This is a genomic window from Novosphingobium sp. AAP93, from assembly GCF_001296055.1.
GTDB lineage: Bacteria > Pseudomonadota > Alphaproteobacteria > Sphingomonadales > Sphingomonadaceae > Novosphingobium.
The window spans coordinates 62589-79032 of the sequence record NZ_LJHZ01000029.1 but is presented as its reverse complement, the minus strand read 5'-3'; the positions used below and the strand labels follow the sequence as shown (position 1 = coordinate 79032).

The window sequence follows — 16444 nt, the reverse complement described above, 5'->3', positions numbered from 1 at the left end:
GCGGGGCCTAAACCGTGAAGCTTTCCCCGCAGCCGCAGGAGCCCTTGGCATTGGGGTTCTGGAACACGAAACCGGCGGTGAAATCATCCTCCTGCCAGTCCATCGTGCTGCCGATGAGGTAGAGCACCGAGGCCCCGTCGATGAAGAAGGTCCCGCCCGGCGTCTCGATCCGCTCGTCCATCGGGTTCGCCTCGGCCACGTAGTCCACCGAATAGGCCAGACCCGAGCAACCCCGGCGCGGGGTGGAGAGCTTGACCCCGATCATGCCCTCGGGCGCTGACGCCATGAGCTTCGCCACGCGCGCCTCGGCGGAGGGCGTAAGGATAACCGCAGCGGGTCGGGGGCGGGCCTTGGGGCGGGTGGTCGTGTCGGTGGTCATGATTTCACCTAGATAGGTACGGTTCAGAGCATACCAAGTTCGAGCTTGGCGTCATCGCTCATCTTGTGCGGGTCCCACGGTGGATCCCACACGAGATTCACTTCGGCATCGCGCACGCCGGGCACCGCCTCGACGCGCAGTTCCACCTCCGCGGGCATCGACTCGGCCACCGGGCAATGCGGCGTCGTCAGCGTCATCGTCACCATGACCGAACCTTCGGCGCTCACATCGACGCCATAAATCAGGCCAAGGTCGTAGATATTGACCGGGATTTCCGGATCGAAAATCTCGCGCAGCGCGGCGACCACACCTTCGTAGATCTCGCCACCCGGCTCGCCCGGCGCGGCATCGGCCGGCTTTTCGGCCAGAAAGCCCTCCAGATAGTCGCGCTTGCGCTCCAGCTTTTCGGCGGGCGTCTCCACAGCCTCTTCCACACGCGCGCGGCGCGGCGGTTCGACGCCTTCGACTTCCTCGATCTCGATCCGGCTCATCCGAATATCCTTATCGTCCGTTCGATCCCGCGCACGAGCGCGGCAATATCGCTTTCATCGCTGTAAATGCCGAAGCTGGCGCGCGCGGTGGCTGGCACCCCGAGATGCTCCATCAGCGGCTGCGCGCAGTGGTGGCCCGCGCGGATCGCCACGTTCTCCTCATCGAGGATCGTGCCGAGATCGTGCGGATGCACGCCTTCCAGCGCGAAGCTGACGATCCCCGCGCTGTCTTCCGGTCCGAACAGGCGCACCGAATTGTTCCGCCCGAGCGCCTCGCGCGCCATGCGCACAAGCTTCGCTTCATGGGCATGGATGGCATCAAGGCCGTGGCCGGTGAGAAAGTCCGCAGCCGATCCGAAGGCAATCGCCTCGACAATCGCCGGGGTACCGGCCTCGAAGCGCTGCGGGGCCGGAGCCCAGGTCGTTTCGGCAAAGGTCACGCGGTCGATCATCGAGCCGCCGCCCTGCCACGGCGGCATCGCATCGAGCAGGTCCTTCTTCGCCCACAGCGCGCCGATCCCGGTCGGCCCATAGAGCTTGTGCGCTGAAAAGACGTAGAAATCGCAGCCGAGCGCCGTCACATCCACCGGGAGTCGCGCAGCAGCCTGGCAGCCATCGAGCAGGATTTTGGCACCGACACCATGCGCCAGCTTCACCGCGCGCTCTGCATCCAGCACCGAGCCAAGCACATTGGAGATATGCGCAAAGGCTACCAGCTTGTGCGCCGGGGTCAGCATCCGCTCAGCCGCATCGAGGTCGATCCGGCCATCCTCGGTCAGCGGACAGACGTCGATTTCAAGGCCTGTGCGCTCGCGGATCAGCTGCCACGGAACGATGTTCGAATGGTGCTCCAGCTGCGAAAGCAGCACGCGGTCGCCGGGCCGGAGGTTGGAGACGCCCCAGGTCTGCGCGACAAGGTTGATCGCCTCGGTCGCCCCGCGCGTGAAGACCAGTTCGTCCTCGCGCCCGCCGATCAGCGCCGCCACGGTCCGCCGTGCGGCTTCATAGGCCAGCGTCATCTCGGCCGAGCGGGTGTAGACGCCCCGATGCACCGTCGCGTAGTCCGCGCCCATCGCGCGGGTCATTGCGTCGATCACGCCCTGAGGCTTCTGCGCCGTCGCGGCAGTATCAAGGTAGTGCCAGCGCTTGCCTTCAGCGTTGAGCAGGCCGGGCCACTCAGCAGAGCGGGTGAGGGTTTCGGTGCTCACAGCAAGCCCTCCAGCGCCGCCAACGCAGCTTCGGTAAGCGCTTCACCTTCCGGCGCGTCCACAAAGGCTTCGGCAATGAACGCATGTAGCATCAGCTTCTTCGCTTCCGACGGCGGCAACCCGCGCGATTGCAGGTAGAACAGTCCCATCGGATCGAGCTCACCCACCGCACAGCCATGCGCGCACTTCACGTCGTCGGCGTAGATTTCGAGTTCGGGCCGCGCATTGGCGGTCGCCGTGCGCTCCAGCAGCATGGCGCGGATCGATTGCTCGCCGTCCGTCCCGATCGCCCCGCGCGCGACATGGACCTTGCCGAGATAGGTGCCGGTCGCATGCCCGCCGAGCACCGAGCGCACGACCTGCCGGCTGACCGCATCCGGCGCCATGTGGCGCACTTCGGTCACGATCTCGAGCGTCTGCTCCCCGCCGCCCAGCTGCGCGGCGCCGAAGTGGAACGACGCGCCCTTGCCCAGCGTTGCGGTCACGGCAATGCGGCCATAAGCCTGCCCGGCATTGAGCACGCGCAGATCGAAGCTTGCGCCCTCTTCCAGCGTGATAGCGATTGCGCGCGCTTCAGCCGCTTCGGCATTTGCGGTGATCGCCAGCGCCCCGCTCTCGCCAGCGGCGACATGGATTTCCTCCACCGCGACCGGCCACAGCGGCTCCAGCGCCGCGAGGTCGGCATAGCGATAGGCCTCGTGGGCCCGCGTCGGCAAAGCAAGACTAGCCACGGGCCACCTCGCACCGAACCATCGGGATCGCCGGCTCGGAAACCTTGGCACCATTGCGCTCCAGCACGTGGAGCACCAGCATGCGCGCATCCGGACTCAGCACATAGTCCGCCGTCAGCGCCACGCCGAAATCGTCGTCACCCTCACGCACCAGGATATGCCGACTGCCGAGCGTCTCGACCGCCTTGACCACGCCCCAGTAGTCGCCTTCGGTGTTCATCGTGGCGGTCACAATGCGCCGTGCGTACTTGTCGCCGCACGCCGCCGCGGAGGGCGCCCACTCGCCGAGGAATTCGGCGGGCATCGCGGCCGCAGGCGGCGCAGTGGGAGCCGGGTCCGCTGCCATGGCAAGGGCGAGCAGCAGGCTCATGCCGCCACGGCCTCGTAGCCCTGTTCTTCCAGCTGCAGCGCGAGTTCGGGCCCGCCGGACTTGACGATGCGGCCGCCAGCCAGCACATGGACGAAGTCCGGCTTCACGTAATCGAGCAGACGCTGGTAGTGCGTGATGAGCAGCACGGCCTTGTCAGGCTTGCGCATGATCGCGTTGATCCCCTCGCCGACGATGCGCAGCGCGTCGATGTCGAGGCCGCTGTCCGTTTCGTCGAGGATCGCGAGCTTCGGGTTCAGGATGCCCATCTGCACCATCTCGGCGCGCTTCTTCTCGCCGCCCGAAAAGCCGACGTTCACCGGGCGCTTGAGCATGTCCATATCGAAGCGCAGCAGCCCCGCCTGCTCCTTGGCGAGCTTGATGAAGGCCGCGCCCGAAAGCGGCTCCTCTCCATGCCCCTTGCGCTGGGCATTGAGCGCCTCGCGCAGGAACTGCAGGTTGGAAACGCCGGGAATCTCGACCGGATACTGGAAGCCGAGGAACAGCCCCGCCGCCGCGCGCTCATGCGGTTCGAGCGCGAGCAGGTCCTGCCCATCGAAGTCGACGCTGCCGCCGGTCACTTCATAGCCCGGACGGCCACCCAGCGTGTAGCCCAGCGTGGACTTGCCCGCGCCGTTCGGCCCCATGATCGCGTGGATTTCGCCCGCGTTGATCTGGAGCGAGAGGCCCTTGAGGATGGGCTTGTCGGCCACGGTGGCCTGCAGATTGTCGATCTTGAGCATCAGTATTCCCGTGGACGGCGCGGCGCGGAGCGGCGCGCGCCGGTTCTGGTGGAGGCGGACCGCTTGGCGCGGCGTTCGGTGTGGAGCGCGCGCATCGCATCGGAAACGCGCTGCGCGGCGGCATCGGGATCGGCGAGCACATCGGCGGCCGCGATGCGCTCGACGCGGTAGCCCACTTCGCCAAGGCTCTTGTCGCGCGCGGCGGTGAACGCCGCATCGGCATCGCCGTCGATCTCGACCACCAGCATCAGCTGCTTGCACGCGAAATCGACGATGGCCGAACCGATCACCGCCTGACGCTTGAAGCTGTAGCCGCCAGTCTCCACGCGGGTCAGCGCCTCGGCCAGCGCTTCCTGCGCGGGGCTGGGGTTGCGCCGCATCTCGCGCGCCCTCTCGTGCAGGGCGTCGAGCCGCGATTCCGAAATCGCCCAGCCGCGCCCCTTCTTTTGCAAGGTCGGCGCATCGGCCTCGCCAAAGCGCAGCGAAAGCTTGCGCTTTGCTGGGGCCGCCAGAGCAAACCGCTTGTGCACGCGGTCAACCGGAGTGCCATCCTTGAGCGGCACACCCTCGGTCACGCCATGATCGACAAAGCCCTGCTTGGTGTAGAACGCAAGACCGCCGGTATTGTCGCCCCGGATCGTCGCGTTGATCGCGCTGAGGCCGAGTTCGGCGGCGCGCTTGGAGGTCTCGGCAAACAGCGCCGAACCGATCCCGCGCTGCGTCCCGCCCACCAGCGCGAACGTGCCGATATCGCCGACATCCTCCGGAAGTCCCGGATAGCGCCCCAGCGTCTGAAACCCGAGCAGCGTGCCGTCCTCATCCTCTGCTACGAAGCAGCAGTGGACGTTGGGCCCCGTCAAATAGGCCGCATCGAGCGCTTCCGGCGTGTAGGGATCCTGCAGCGCCGTCGTCCCGCCCGCCGCGATAACCGCGTTGAGCAGGTCGGCCAGCGCGGGCGCATCCGCCGACGTCACCGGGCGCACGGCAAGGGTGATCGCATCGCTCACCCAACCGAACCTTCCAGCGAAATACCGAGCAGCTTCTGCGCCTCGACCGCGAACTCCATCGGCAACTGCTGCAGAACTTCGCGCGCGAAGCCGTTCACGATCAGCGCGATGGCGTCCTCCTGCGCGAGGCCGCGCTGCATCGCGTAGAACAGCTGGTCGTCCGAAATCTTGCTCGTGGTCGCCTCGTGCTCGATCGTCGCCGAAGGATTGCGCACCTCGATATAGGGCACGGTATGCGCGCCGCAGTCCGCGCTGAGCAGCAGGCTGTCGCACTGGGTGAAGTTGCGCACGCCCTCGGCCTGCGGGGCCACGCGCACCAGCCCGCGATAAGTGTTGTTCGAATGACCGGCGCTGATCCCCTTCGACACGATGGTCGAGCGGGTGTTCTTGCCATTGTGGATCATCTTGGTGCCGGTATCGGCCTGCTGGTGGTTGTTGGTGACCGCGACGGAGTAGAACTCGCCCACCGACCCCTCGCCGTTGAGCACGCAGCTGGGGTACTTCCACGTGATCGCGGAGCCGGTCTCGACCTGCGTCCACGAAACCTTGCTGCGCGCGCCCTGGCACAGCGCGCGCTTGGTCACGAAGTTGTAGATCCCGCCCTTCCCTTCGGCGTCACCGGGATACCAGTTCTGCACGGTGGAATACTTGATCTCGGCATCGTCGAGCGCGACGAGTTCGACCACCGCGGCGTGCAGCTGGTTCTCGTCGCGCTGCGGCGCGGTGCAGCCTTCGAGGTAGGAGACATAGGCCCCCTTGTCGGCCACGATCAGCGTGCGCTCGAACTGCCCGGTATTCTCCGCATTGATGCGGAAATAGGTGGAAAGCTCCATCGGGCAGCGCACGCCCTCAGGGATGTAGACGAAGGTGCCATCCGAAAAGACCGCGCAATTGAGAGCCGCAAAGTAGTTGTCGTGCATCGGCACGACCTTGCCCAGCCAGCGCTTCACCAGCTCCGGGTATTCGCGGATCGCCTCGCTGATCGAGCGGAAGATGACGCCGGCCTGCTCCAGCTCCTTGCGGAACGTTGTCGCCACCGAAACGCTGTCGAACACCGCATCGACCGCGACCTTGCGTGCACCCTCGACGCCTGCGAGCACCTTCTGCTCCTCGAGCGGAATGCCGAGCTTCTCGTAGATGCGCAGGATCTCGGGATCGACTTCGTCAAGGCTGCCGAGCTTGGGCTTCGCCTTTGGCGCGGCCCAATAGTAGGCCTCCTGGTAGTCGATCGGCGGGATTTTCAGCTTGGCCCATTCGGGTGTGGGCATGGTCAGCCAGTGGCGATAGGCCTTGAGCCGCCACTCGAGCATCCACTCCGGCTCGTCCTTCTTGGCCGAGATGAAGCGCACCGTGTCTTCGGAAAGGCCCTTGGGGCCATATTCCTGCTCGATGTCCGACGACCAGCCATGCTCGTAGTCCGCGACTCGCGCCGCAGCCTCGCGCGCGGCCTGGTCCTTGATCTCGATTTCTTCGCTCATGCTGAAATTCCTGAACCCACCGGGCTTGCCAGCTGCGTCAGCGGCACACCGGCAAGCGCACCGCGCAGCGCGGCATCCACCTGCGGCCAGTGCGGGCGCACGGTGCAATCGGCTTCCAAGGTGCAATCGTGGCGACCATGCACGCTGCACGGCGCCATCGCGATCGGTCCTTCGACCGCTTCGACAATGTCGGCCAGCGAAATCGCCGCCGCCGGACGCGCCAGCTTGAGCCCGCCGCCCAGCCCGCGCGCGGACTTGAGCAGGCCCGCCGCCGAGAGCTTGCTCACCAGCTTCTGCACCGTCGGGACCGGCAGTCCGGTCTCATCCGCCAGCTGCTGCGCCGAAACGCGCGCCCCGCCCGCGGCATGGCGCCCGCAATGGCGCGCAGCGGCGGTCATCGTCACCACGGCATAGTCGGCCATGCTTGAAAGTCGCATTGCGGCACTGTCCCGGAAAGGCATCCGATCCAAAATCGGACTAATCTGTTCCGGTTATCTAGGCGAAGGGCGCTGGATGCGCAAGGCGTGCGCCATGCCCGAAAATGCCAGTGACCGCACGCGGCACAAAAAAAGGCGGCCGTGCCAGGGCACGAGCCGCCATGAAGTCGAGAACTCGGCCGCATTGCTGCACCGAGCCCTTCGGGTCGCACGAGTCTGGTAGATCAGCAGCCTGCCAAAGAATTGTACGGATTCGACAAAATGGGTGGCAGCCATGCAACAGGCTAGTGAATTCAATGCTTAACTGGCGGTTAACCGACAAATTGGTTGCAATTGCGGCTTGGCGCGCTCGCCCGGTGCGGCAATAGAACCAGTGATCCGTAACGTTAAGGCGGATACGGACCGGAGGGAAACGCTCGCGCATGCTCTATTCGATTTGCCGCCCATTGCTGTTCCGCATTCCCGCCGAGCCTGCCCACCGCCTGACTATCGCCGCATTGGCAGCCGCACCACGCGGTGGGCGCATCGCACCGCAGCCACTGCTGTGCCAGCGAGTCGCGGGGCTCGTGTTCCCCAACCCGGTCGGGATCGCTGCCGGGTTCGACAAGAACGGCGAAGTTCCTGACGCGCTGCTTGGCTTGGGCTTCGGCTTTGTCGAGGCCGGTACGGTCACCCCGCGCCCGCAGGAAGGCAATCCCAAGCCGCGCCTGTTCCGCCTTGTCGAGGATAATGCGGTGATCAACCGCATGGGCTTCAACAACGCCGGCGCCCAGGTGGTCGCAAGCCGACTTGCCGCGCGGCAAGGCCGGCCCGGCGTCGTCGGTGCGAACATCGGTGCCAACAAGGATTCGGTCGACCGCATTGCCGACTATGCCGCGATGACGCGGATCATGGCCCCGCTGGCGAGCTATCTCACGGTCAATATCAGCTCGCCCAACACGCCCGGCCTGCGCGCCTTGCAGGATCCCGCGGCACTGGCCGACTTGCTCGATGCGGTGATCGAGGCGCGCGGTGCTCTGCCAACCAAGCTGTTCCTCAAGCTCGCCCCCGATCTCACCTCCACCGATATCGATGCGATCTGCCGAATCGCGATCGACAAGCGGCTTGATGCTCTGATCGTCAGCAATACCACGATCACCCGCCCTTCGCTGCGCTCGCCGCTGGCCGGCGAGGCAGGCGGCCTTTCAGGCGAGCCGCTGCGCACGCTGGCACTGCAGGTGCTGCGCGATTTCCGCAGCGCCACTGCCGGCCGCATCCCGCTGATCGGCGTGGGCGGCATTGCCAGCGTCGATGATGCCTGGGCACGCATCCGCGCCGGGGCCAGCCTGATCCAGGTCTACAGCGCGCTGGTCTACGAAGGGCCGGGGCTGGTGCGGCGCATTGTCGATGGCCTGGCCAAACGCGTGCGCGCCGAGGGCATGAGCAGCATTGCCGAGGCGGTCGGCAGCGAATAGGCACTGGCGGTGATGAAGAACCGCCTCACCCGCTCGCTGCTCACCCCGCTCGCTTTGGCATCGCTGGTAAGCGCCTGCGCACCGCTGCCCAATGCCGCGCGCCCCGTCGCAGCGCTCGCCCCGGCTCCTGAGCAGGCGCCGGAAGATCCAGGTGTCGTGACGGCCGCCGATCCCCGCGCCGCTGCGGCAGGCGCGGAAATGCTGCGCCTCGGCGGGTCCGCGACCGACGCCGCCATCGCCATGATGCTCGCACTCACCGTAGTCGAGCCGCAAAGCTCCGGCATAGGCGGCGGCGGCTTCCTCGTGACGGCAGACGAAGCGGGCAAGGTTGAAAGCTTCGATGGCCGCGAAATGGCCCCCTCGGCAGCCACGCCGGACTGGTTCAAGGTCGATGGCAAGGTCCTCAGCCACAGCGATGCCGTCCCCGGCGGACGCAGCGTCGGTGTTCCGGGCAACCTGCGCCTTGCCGCCATGGCCCACGCCCGAAACGGCAAGCTGCCCTGGCGCGTGCTGTTCGGCCCCGCGATCAAGCTGGCCGGGGACGGCTTCGCGATCACCCCGCGCCTTAACAACACGCTGGGCTTCGCCTCGGACATTGCCAGCCTTGACCCCGCCGGCCGCGCGCTGTTCTTCGCACCTGACGGCAATCCGCTCCCGGTCGGCACCCTCGTCCGCAATCCTGCACTTGCAGCCACGTTCGAAAAGATCGCCGCGCTTGGCGCCGACAGCTTCTATCTGGGCGACAACGCCAAGGCCATCGCCGCAAAAGTCGGCACGGCGCCGCGCAACCCCGCGCCGATGTCCACCGCCGATCTTGCCGCCTACAAGGCCAGGCCCCGCGATCCCATCTGCGCTCGTTACCGCGTCTACCGCGTCTGCACGATGGGTCCGCCGTCTGCCGGCGGCGTGACCGTGCTGCAAACGCTGGGCGCGCTTGAGCGCTTCGATCTCAAGGCAATGGGCTCCGCCTCGCCCAAGGCCTGGCACCTCATCGCCGAAGCCGAGCGGCTCGCCTTTGCCGACCGCGATACCTGGCTGGCTGATCCCGACTTCGTGCCCGTGCCGACCGCCGGCCTTATCGATCCCGCCTATTTCACCGCCCGGTCCGCGCTGATCTCGGAGACCGCGGCCATCAACAATGCCGCGCCCGGCAAGCCCGCCGGTGCAAGCGACCGTTTCTCCATGGCGGCCCCGGTGGACGAACACGGCACCACCCACTTTGCCGCCGTCGACCGCTGGGGCAATGCGGCCAGCTATACCGCGACCGTCGAAAGCGCATTCGGCTCGGGCCTCATGGTCGGCGGCTACTTCCTCAACAACGAGCTGACGGACTTCAACCTCGATCCTGACCGCGACGGCAAGCCTACCGCCAACCGCGTCGAGGCAGGCAAGCGGCCGCGCAGTTCGATGAGTCCCGTCGTGGTCTATGGTCCGGACGGCCACTTGCGCCTGATCGCGGGCGCGGCGGGAGGCTATACCATCCCGCCGCAGGTGATCCGCGTGATCATCGGCACGCTCGATTGGAACCTGTCCGCGCGCGATGCCATCACGCAAGGCATCGTGATGCCCGCGCCCGGCGGCGTGCTCGCGGTGGAAGCAGGCACCCCGCTTGCCGCCATGGTTCCGGCGCTGCAAACATTTGGCCATGCCAAGGTCGTCGCCGTCCCGATGCGCCTCAAGGCCAATGCCATCGAATGGGTGCCGGGAGCGGACGGCAAGAACCACTGGGTGGGCGCCGCCGACCCGCGCAGCGAAGGCGCCGCCGCCTCCCCTTGAGGCGCTATCCACAGCCCACCTTGCCCTTCCGCTACGGCACTCCTAGTTTCCGGGCCAAACACGTGACCCGCGGGCGCGGGCACCATGGGCAGGGGATCACCGCAACGTGCAGCTTTCCGATTTCGCGTCCTATCCGAATCTCGTCGCCATGTTCCTCGATCGGGCCGAGTTCTTCGGCGATCGTCCGTTCCTCTGGGCAAAGCGCGGCGGCACGTGGACATCGCAGAGCTGGCGCGAGGCAGCGGACCAGGTCTGCCTGCTGGCGGAGGCACTGCGCGGCCTTGGCCTCGATCCGGGTGACCGCGTCATCCTCGTCTCGGAAAACCGCCCGGAGTGGTGCATCGCCGATCTCGCGATCATGGCCGCCGGGCTGATCACCGTCCCCGCCTATGTCACCAACACCGAGCGCGACCATCTCCACGTTCTGGAGAACTCGGGCGCCCGCGCGGTGATCGTCTCCAACGCCAAGCTTGCCCAGCCGTTGCTCGCCGCCTGCCTGAGCGCGCGCGGGGTGGAGCATGTGATCGGCATCGAGCCGCTCCGCCGCATCCAGTCAGACCGCCTCGGCTTCCACGACTGGTCGGCCCTCACCAGCGGTGACGCCGCGCCTGCGCGCCTCTCGGCTGCCGCGCGCGTTGCTGCCATCGGCCGCGCCGATACGGCCTGCATCATCTACACCAGCGGCACCGGCGGCGCCCCGCGCGGCGTGCTTCAGCACCATGGCGCGATCCTCTGCAACGTGGACGGCGCGGCGCATGTCGTCGCCGAGGACCTGAGCTGGGACACCACGGGCCGCGAGACCGAGGTGTTCCTCTCCTTCCTCCCCTTGAGCCATGCCTACGAGCATTCCGGCGGGCAGTTCCTCCCCATCGGTCTCGGCTCGCAGATCTACTATGCCGAGGGACTCGAGAAGCTCGCCAGCAACATCGAGGAGACCAGGCCCACACTTATGGTCGTCGTGCCGCGCCTGTTCGAGGTGCTGCGCGCACGGATCATGAAGCAGGTCGAAAAGCAGGGCAAACTCCCGAACTACCTGATGGCCCGCGCGCTCGCGATCGGCGCGCGCAAGGCCGAAGGGGCAAACATCCTGCGCCGGATCATCGATGCACCGATGGATTTCTTCATCGAGCGCACCTTGCGCCCCAAGATCCGCCAGCGTTTCGGCGGACGCCTCAAAGCCCTCGTCTCGGGCGGCGCACCGCTCAATCCCGATGTCGGCCTGTTCTTCGATGCGATGGGCCTCACCATGCTGCAGGGCTACGGCCAGACCGAGGCAGGACCCGTCGTCAGCTGCAATCGTCCCAAGGTCGGCCTTGCAATGGACACCGTCGGCCCGCCGCTGCGCGGGGTCGAGGTGAAGATCGCGGATGACGGCGAGATTCTGGTGCGCGGCGAACTCGTCATGCACGGCTACTGGCACAACGATGCCGAAACGCTGCGCGCGATCCCGCAGGACGGGCCGAATGCCGGCTGGCTCCACACCGGCGACATCGGCCACTTCGACGAGAAGGGTCGCATCAAGATCACCGATCGCAAGAAGGACATGATCGTCAACGACAAGGGCGACAATGTCTCCCCCCAGCGGATCGAGGGCATGCTCACGCTTCAGCCCGAAATCGCGCAGGCGATGGTCTCCGGCGACAAGCGGCCTTACATCGTCGGCCTGATCGTCCCGGATCCCGAATGGGCGATGGAATGGTCGCGCGCGCAGGGCGAGAAGTACGATATGGCCGCCCTGTCCGACCTCCCCGCCTTCCGCAGCGCGGTGCGTGCGGCGGTGGACCGCGTGAACAAGGACCTCTCGGTGATCGAGAAAGTCCGCCAGATCACCCTCGCAGACGAGGCCTTCACCATCGACAACGAGGAAATGACCCCCTCGATGAAGATCCGCCGCCACAAGATCAAGGAACGCTACGGGTCAAGGCTCGACGCGCTGTATAAAGCGTGACGCTACCGACCTCGTTCCGCTCCCGCCTCCGCGCATTCCGCGAGATGCGAGGGGATCCACCAGATCCAGGATTCATCGCCGATCTTGAGTTCCTCGAGAACCGCGATCTTGATCTTTCGGTCCGGCTGGGCGCGATGCTGGGCTTTAACGCACTGATGATCACCATCGGCACGCATCCCATCTCGGCCAGCCCCGGCGCGCCGCTCGCGCTTGATGCGCATAGTCAGCCACAGTTCGTGCTTGCCAGCCTTGCCGGGCTGGCGCCGCTGATCGTGTCTTGCGCGCTCGCGCTCAGGGCCATGCTGTTGGGCGAAGAATTCGACGCCGAAGGGCTGGAAGGCGATGCCGCGCTGCGCCAGCGCCTGTTTGCCAGCTTTGTGCACTCGATCGACGCGCAGGCCCATTATCTGCGCCTTGCCATCCGTTGGACGATCGCTGGCGGAGGACTGACGCTGCTGGTCTGGGTGTCCATCCTCACCGCCAAGATGATCTGACAACCCCCTTCAAGGCTCGGCGATATTGAACGCCCCCGGCATAGGATCGAGCGCGGCCAGCCACGCTTCCACCGCCGCACGGTCGCCTTCCACCTTCAGCCCCGCCGCTTCCAGTTGCGCCAGCGGCAGTTTCAGGAACAGCAGGCCGAGCAGCAGACGGCGCGGGGCCGTCAGCGTCGCCGCCGGCCCGCTCGCCGCGCTCATCCGCGCCAGCATCGCGGTGCCTGTCAGTTCGACTCCCGCGGTCTCGCTACGCTCGGGCATCACTAGGTTGATTGCTGCGTGACGCCCCGCCAGCTTCGCCGGATCGATCCTTGTCGCCACCGAATCGAGCAGCAGCTGCGTCGGCACCGCCGCGATCATGTCCTGGCTCTGGCTCGATGTGGCCGAACTGATCCGCCCGTTGCGCAGCTCGTTCGCTGCGGCAAGAAACTGGTTGCGCCAGATCGCGCTTTCCGCCTGATAGCCCTGCTGCTCATAGCTGTCCGCAAGCAGCGCGCGGGCCGCCTTGTTTGCGGGATCGGCGAACACCGCAGCGCTCAGCAGCTCCGACGACCAGCGGTAATCGCCCGCCTTCATCGCCGCCTTGGCCTGCGCCAGCACCTTGGCCCCGCCGCCAATCGCCGCGACCAGCCGCTTCGAGCGCTCCACCGCAGGCCATGGGTTGAGGTTGGCGGGCACCGCATCGTACCAGCCGAGGTAGAACTGATAGACCGCCTTCGCGTTGTGGCTGTAGGTGCCGTAATAGCCGTGGTTGAACCAGTCGGCGGCAATCGCGGCAGGCTGCACCAGTTCCTCGGCAATCTCCGCCGCGGTCTCACCCTTGTTCATCAGCCGCAGCGTCTGGTCGTGAAGCAGGCGGTAGTTGTCGCGCTGGCTCGCCAGCATCCGGCTCACTTCCGCTTGCCCGAAGCGCGGCCAGCAATGGCTCGAGATCACCGCATCGCTGCGGTTGCCATAGAGCCTCAGCGCTTCATCGAGATAGCCCGCCCAGGCCCGCGTATCGCGCACCTTCGCCCCGCGCGGGGTCAGGATATTGTGCAGCGAGCAGGTGCTCATCTCCGCCGAAAGCAGCACTTTCGGGCCCGGCAGATAGACGTTGAGCTCGCTGGGCGCCTCGCTCCCCGATACGATCTGGAACTCCATCGGCACACCGTCGACCACCCGCGTCTCGCCCGTCTTGCTCACGGTATCGGTCGGCGCGATCAGCGTGATCGTGCCGGATGATACGCCGAGGCCGATGCCGCTCCCCATCTGGCCTTGCGCGCCCGGCACTAGGCCGCCGCCAAACTGGTACTGCGCGCGCCGCCCCATCGCGGCACCGGCAAGGATGTTCTCGCTCGCCGCTTCTTCGATGAAATGCGCCGGGGCGAGCACCTGTGCCTTACCCGCTGCCACGTCCGCCTCGGCGATCACCCCGCGCACCCCGCCGAAGTGGTCGGCGTGGCTGTGGCTGTAGATCACCGCCGAAACCGGCCGCGCGCCCAATTGCGCATTGACCAGCGCCAGCGCCGCCGCCGCGGTTTCCTTCGTCGTCAGCGGATCGACCAGCACCCAGCCGGTTGCCCCACGGATCACGGTCATGTTCGAAACGTCGAAGCCGCGCACCTGCCAGACGCCGTCGGCCACAGCGAACAGGCCATGCTGCTTGAGCAACCCCACCTCCCGCCATAGCGAGGGATTGACGCTGGCGGGCGCAGCGCCCTGCACCCAATCATAGGCGGCGACGTTCCAAACCGGCTTGCCCGCTGCATCGCGGATTACCGGATCGGCGGCGCTTGCCACGAAGCCTTCTGCGGCAAAGGCTGCATCGCGCCCGTCTTCCTGCGGCAGCGCGGCGGCCACGGCTTGCTGCGCCGCGACTGTCGCCGCGCTGGCAGGCTTGGGCGAAAGCGCCGGATCGGCAGCTGGTGCGGCCTGCGCCAAGCCAGGCAAAAATGCCGCCGTCGCCAAAGCAAGCCGCATCATGCGCGCGCGAAAAAGCATCCCGATCCCCTCCAGCCATTCTTATCCCGCCAGCTTGTCCGCTCGCAGCCCGGCTGGCAAGGGGAGGCAAATCGCAAGGCCCCTCGCAAAGAATACAAGCCAAACGCCGCGAATTGTTCTATGGGGCGCGCTTCTCCCGGCGCGGAGGCGAGCTTTTCAGGCTGCCACCGCGAGTCCGGCCCGCTGTTTTTCCCCCGAAAGTCCTATGCCCTTTTCCCAGCTCCCCCCCGCCCTCGGCGCCGCCGTGGCAGCCCGTGGCTATGCCGCCCCCACCCCGGTCCAGGCCGCCGTCCTCGAAGCCGAAGCACATGGCCGCGATCTCGTCGTCTCGGCGCAGACCGGCTCGGGCAAGACCGTCGCCTTCGGCCTCGCCATGGCCGCCGACCTCCTAGCCGGTGAAGACAAGCTCGGCCCCGCCGGCGCCCCGCTCGCGCTCGTCATCGCCCCGACCCGCGAGCTCGCCCTTCAGGTCAGCCGCGAACTGATGTGGCTTTACGAGCAGACCGGCGCACGAATTGCCACCTGCGTCGGCGGCATGGACCCGTCGCGCGAACGCCGCACGCTGATGCACGGCACCCATATCGTCGTCGGCACCCCGGGTCGCCTGCGCGATCATCTCGAACGCGGCGCCCTCCAGCTGGCCGCGCTGCGTGTCGCCGTGCTCGACGAAGCCGACGAAATGCTCGACATGGGTTTCCGCGAAGACCTCGAGGCGATCCTCGACGCGACGCCCGACGAGCGCCGCACGCTGCTCTTCTCCGCGACAATGCCCTCGCCGATCGTCGCGCTTGCCCGCCGCTACCAGAACGATGCGCTGCGCATTTCGACCGTTACCGAAGAGCGCGGCCACGGCGATATCGACTATCAGGCGATGGCTGTCGCCCCCGCCGATATCGAGCACGCTGTCGTCAATCTGCTGCGCTTCCACGAGGCCGAAACCGCGATGCTGTTCTGCGCCACGCGCGACAATGTCCGCCGCCTCCACGCCAGCCTGACCGAGCGCGGCTTCGCGGTGGTCGCCCTCTCCGGCGAGCACAGCCAGAACGAACGCAACCACGCGCTGCAGGCGCTGCGCGACCGCCGCGCCCGCGTCTGCGTGGCGACCGACGTTGCCGCTCGCGGGATCGACCTGCCTTCGCTCAGCCTCGTCGTCCATGTCGAAATCCCGCGCGATGCGGAAACCTTGCAGCACCGCTCGGGCCGCACCGGGCGCGCGGGGAAGAAGGGCACCGCCGTGCTGATCGTCCCATATCCGCGCCGCAAGCGGGTCGAGGCCATGCTGCGCGGCGCGCGTATTCCCGCGCGCTGGGTGCCGGTGCCGTCCGCTGCCGATATCCGCGAAGCTGATTCAGCGCGTCTGATGTCGGTGCTGCTCGCGCCCATCGAGGCGACCGAGGAAGACCGCGCGCTCGCCCAGCGCCTGCTTGCCGAACGCAGCCCGGAAGATATCGCCGCCGCGCTGGTGCAGGTCCACCGTTCAAAGCTGCCGGAGCCCGAGGATCTGATCAGCGGCGACGCCGGTCCGCCGCCCGGCCCGCGTGAGCCGCGCCCCGGTTTCGAGCAGAGCACGTGGATGCGGCTCAACATCGGGCGCAGCCAGAACGCCGATCCGCGCTGGATCCTGCCGCTGCTGTGCCGCCGCGGCCATGTCAGCCGCAGCGAAATCGGCGCGATCCGGATCACCGCGCGCGAAACGCTGTTCGAAGTGCCGACGGCGATCGCCGCGCGCTTCATGGACGCAGTGCGGCGCACGGCCGAGGAGGCGGACGAGTTCGAGATCCTGCCGATGGACGCTGCCCCCCGCGAGGAATCGCGTCGCCACCGCAGGGAAGGCAAGCCGGGCTACGCGCCCAAGCCCTATCGCACGCCGGGCCGGGCCGAAGCGCCCAAGCCGCACCGCAAGGGCACGTGGCGCGCCAAGCCCGACCGGGCCAAGTAGGTCAGC

Annotated in this window: 15 protein-coding genes; 5 read left to right on the top strand and 10 right to left on the bottom strand. The window is 67.0% G+C overall.

The features are described from left to right. Window positions 1-7: 7 nt before the first annotated feature. Genes IP83_RS06645 through IP83_RS06600 form a run of 9 tightly spaced genes read right to left on the bottom strand, consistent with a single transcriptional unit; the run spans window position 8 to window position 6841 of the window. The gene (locus IP83_RS06645; RefSeq protein ID WP_054121421.1) at window positions 8-379 is read right to left on the bottom strand and encodes an iron-sulfur cluster assembly accessory protein; all 372 of its coding nucleotides are present in this window, start codon (window positions 377-379) and stop codon (window positions 8-10) included. Window positions 380-402: 23 nt separating this feature from the next. Further along, window positions 403-870, bottom strand: coding sequence for an SUF system Fe-S cluster assembly protein (locus tag IP83_RS06640; protein WP_054121420.1), 468 nt, complete (start codon window positions 868-870; stop codon window positions 403-405). Next, window positions 867-2078: a cysteine desulfurase gene (locus IP83_RS06635; protein ID WP_054121419.1), complete on the bottom strand. Its 1212-nt coding sequence runs from the start codon at window positions 2076-2078 to the stop codon at window positions 867-869. The genes IP83_RS06640 and IP83_RS06635 overlap by 4 nt, the downstream gene beginning before the upstream one ends. Then, a complete protein-coding gene (locus tag IP83_RS06630; protein ID WP_054121418.1) occupies window positions 2075-2809 on the bottom strand; it encodes a SufD family Fe-S cluster assembly protein in 735 nt (244 codons plus the stop codon). Before IP83_RS06630 ends, IP83_RS06635 begins: the two co-directional genes overlap by 4 nt. Continuing rightward, window positions 2802-3179, bottom strand: a complete 378-nt coding sequence (locus IP83_RS06625; RefSeq protein WP_054121417.1) for a hypothetical protein — start codon at window positions 3177-3179, stop codon at window positions 2802-2804. The genes IP83_RS06630 and IP83_RS06625 overlap by 8 nt, the downstream gene beginning before the upstream one ends. Then, window positions 3176-3919, bottom strand: coding sequence for a Fe-S cluster assembly ATPase SufC (sufC, locus tag IP83_RS06620; protein ID WP_054121416.1), 744 nt, complete (start codon window positions 3917-3919; stop codon window positions 3176-3178). Before sufC ends, IP83_RS06625 begins: the two co-directional genes overlap by 4 nt. After that, window positions 3919-4926, bottom strand: coding sequence for a GNAT family N-acetyltransferase (locus IP83_RS20825; RefSeq protein WP_231624937.1), 1008 nt, complete (start codon window positions 4924-4926; stop codon window positions 3919-3921). Before IP83_RS20825 ends, sufC begins: the two co-directional genes overlap by 1 nt. Further along, entirely contained in the window at window positions 4923-6404 is a 1482-nt protein-coding gene (sufB, locus tag IP83_RS06605) for a Fe-S cluster assembly protein SufB (protein ID WP_054121415.1), read from the bottom strand. The genes IP83_RS20825 and sufB overlap by 4 nt, the downstream gene beginning before the upstream one ends. Beyond that, entirely contained in the window at window positions 6401-6841 is a 441-nt protein-coding gene (locus IP83_RS06600; RefSeq protein ID WP_054121414.1) for an Rrf2 family transcriptional regulator, read from the bottom strand. Before IP83_RS06600 ends, sufB begins: the two co-directional genes overlap by 4 nt. Before the next feature lie 422 nt (window positions 6842-7263). Between IP83_RS06600 and IP83_RS06595 the strand changes: the two genes are divergently transcribed. The 4 genes from IP83_RS06595 (at window position 7264) to IP83_RS06580 (ending at window position 12513) form a co-directional block, all read left to right on the top strand. Then, on the top strand, window positions 7264-8295 hold the full coding sequence (locus IP83_RS06595; protein WP_054121413.1) for a quinone-dependent dihydroorotate dehydrogenase: 1032 nt from the start codon (window positions 7264-7266) through the stop codon (window positions 8293-8295). 12 nt (window positions 8296-8307) lie between these two features. Then, a complete protein-coding gene (gene ggt, locus IP83_RS06590; RefSeq protein WP_054121412.1) occupies window positions 8308-10071 on the top strand; it encodes a gamma-glutamyltransferase in 1764 nt (587 codons plus the stop codon). 106 nt (window positions 10072-10177) lie between these two features. Continuing rightward, window positions 10178-12019 (top strand): long-chain fatty acid--CoA ligase, encoded by a 1842-nt coding sequence (locus IP83_RS06585; RefSeq protein ID WP_054121411.1) that lies wholly within the window; start codon window positions 10178-10180, stop codon window positions 12017-12019. A gap of 44 nt (window positions 12020-12063) precedes the next feature. Then, window positions 12064-12513 carry a hypothetical protein gene (locus IP83_RS06580; protein WP_054121410.1) on the top strand — a complete coding sequence of 150 codons (450 nt, stop codon included), beginning with the start codon at window positions 12064-12066 and terminating at the stop codon, window positions 12511-12513. Window positions 12514-12522: 9 nt separating this feature from the next. On the opposite strand, the gene IP83_RS06575 is transcribed toward IP83_RS06580, so the two are convergent. Then, complete coding sequence (locus IP83_RS06575) at window positions 12523-14439, bottom strand: alkyl/aryl-sulfatase (RefSeq protein ID WP_197274301.1); 1917 nt, start codon at window positions 14437-14439, stop codon at window positions 12523-12525. A 265-nt stretch (window positions 14440-14704) separates the two neighbouring features. On the opposite strand from IP83_RS06575, the gene IP83_RS06570 reads away from it, so the two are divergent. Further along, window positions 14705-16438, top strand: a complete 1734-nt coding sequence (locus IP83_RS06570) for a DEAD/DEAH box helicase (RefSeq protein ID WP_156309606.1) — start codon at window positions 14705-14707, stop codon at window positions 16436-16438. Window positions 16439-16444: the final 6 nt, after the last annotated feature.